Below are 2,042 nucleotides of genomic sequence, written 5' to 3' on the forward strand. Positions count from 1 at the left end.
CGCTGCCAGCTCTATGAACTTATCTGCTGATAAATTCCCTTCCTTCAGTAACTCCACCAACACCTTCATAAACGCAGCCACCGTCTCATGCTGACCGTTTTGCTGCGCTAGACATAGTCCAGGTGTTTCGTCACGTCTTTTTCCCGCTGCCAGCTCTATGAACTTATCTTCTGATAACTTCCCTTCCTTCAGTAACTCCACCAGCACCTTCATAAACGCAGTCACCGTATCATGATGACCTTTTTGCAGCGCTAGACATAGTCCAGGTGTTTCGTTACGTCTTTTCCCCGCTGCCAGCGCTATGAACTTATCTTCTGATAACTTCCCTTCCTTCAGTAACTCCATCAGCACCTTCATAAGCGCAGCCACCGTCTCATGCTGACCTTTTTGCTGCGCCAGAAATAGTCCAGGTATTTCGTCACCATCTTTCGCTGCTGCCAGCGCTATGAACTTACCTTCTGATAACTTCCCTTCCATCAGTAACTCCGCCAGCACCTTCATAAACTCAGTCACCGTCTCATGATGACCCTCTTGCAACGCCAGAAATAGTCCAGGTGTTTCGTCACCATCTTTCGCTGCTGCCAGCGCTATGAACTTATCTTCTGATAACTTCCCTGCCTTCAGTAACTCCACCAGTATCTTCATAAGCGCAGCCACCGTCTCATGCTGACCATTTTGCAGCGCCAGACATAGTCCAGGTGTTTCATTGCCACCTTTCGCTGCTGCCAGCGCTATGAACTTATCTGCTGATAACTCCCCTTCCTTCAGTAACTCCGCCAGTGCTTTCATAAACGCAGCCACCGTCTCATGCTGACCATTTTGCAGCGCCAGAAATAGTCCAGGTGTTTCGTCACGTCTTTTTCCCGCCGCCAGCGCTATGAACTTATCTTCTGATAACTTCCCTTCCTTCAGTAACTCCACCAGCACCTTCATAAACGCAGCCACCGTCTCATGCTGCCCCTCTTGCAGCGCCATAAATAGTCCAGGTGTTTCGTCACCATTTTTCGCTGCTGCCAGCGCTATGAACTTATCTTGTGATAACTTCCCTTCCTTCAGTAACTCCGCCAGCACCTTCATAAACGCAGTCACCGTATCATGCTGACCGTTTTTCTGCGCCCAATATAGACCAGGTATTCCGTTACGTCTTTTCCCCGCTGCCAGCGCTATGAACTTATCTTCTGATAACTTCCCTTCCTTCAGTAACTCCACCAGCACCTTCATAAACGCAGTCACCGTATCATGATGACCATTTTGCAGCGCCAAATATAGTCCAGGTGTTTCGTCACCATCTTTCCCCGCGGCCAGCGCTATGAACTTATCTTCTGATAACTTCCCTGCCTTCAGTAACTCCGCCAGCATCTTCATAAACGCAGCCACCGTCTCATGATGACCATTTTGCAGCGCTAGATGCACACACCTTTTTTTTTGAGAATCTGATAACTTTAAAAAATTATTATCGGTCAGACGTAATTCACGAAAGCATGCGGAGAAATCTGAAATAGTACGACCTTTTCCGAAGACAATATTAATATTGGCAAGCCACAACCCATCACGAGCGTACTTTTCATCTGTAATGTTAAGTAAAAGTTTACTCGTTATAGCTGCCTCATACAGAGTATTATCGTGACTCACGGACAGCCAGTTTGAACCATCAAACCCAATTTGAACCGCATGATTGATATAAGTAATAACCAATGAGAATGGCACGTCATGGGAACGCATCTCTTTAAGGCAGCAGGTCAGTGATTTTCGATTGAAAGAGCACAAAAAAGTCTCAGCCACGCAAGGTCTGCACTTTTTGCGCTCATCATGAAGGGTATCTTTTTCATCTTGTGTAAATGATAACAACTTTGCAGGTGCAGGAATATTTTGGTGAAGTGGTAAACCTAATGCAACATATTGTGAAGCGCTTAAGACGCTGCCTGAATAAACGACCACACCTTCAAAAAAAGCCTTAAGGTCGTCTTCCTCACCGTTAGGAAGCTTCTTGATTCTGGCGTTATACGTTGCCCCATCAAATCTTATCACCGCCTGCGCAGCCA

At 46.5% G+C, this 2,042-nt stretch carries 1 protein-coding gene; it reads right to left on the reverse strand.

Annotated elements, in window-relative coordinates:
• The coding region (locus JQC92_RS22040; RefSeq protein ID WP_205001674.1) for a hypothetical protein at window positions 1–2,042 on the reverse strand (2,042 nt) is incomplete at both ends.

The sequence above is a fragment of the Parashewanella hymeniacidonis genome, from assembly GCF_016900895.1.
Lineage (GTDB): Bacteria > Pseudomonadota > Gammaproteobacteria > Enterobacterales > Shewanellaceae > Parashewanella > Parashewanella hymeniacidonis.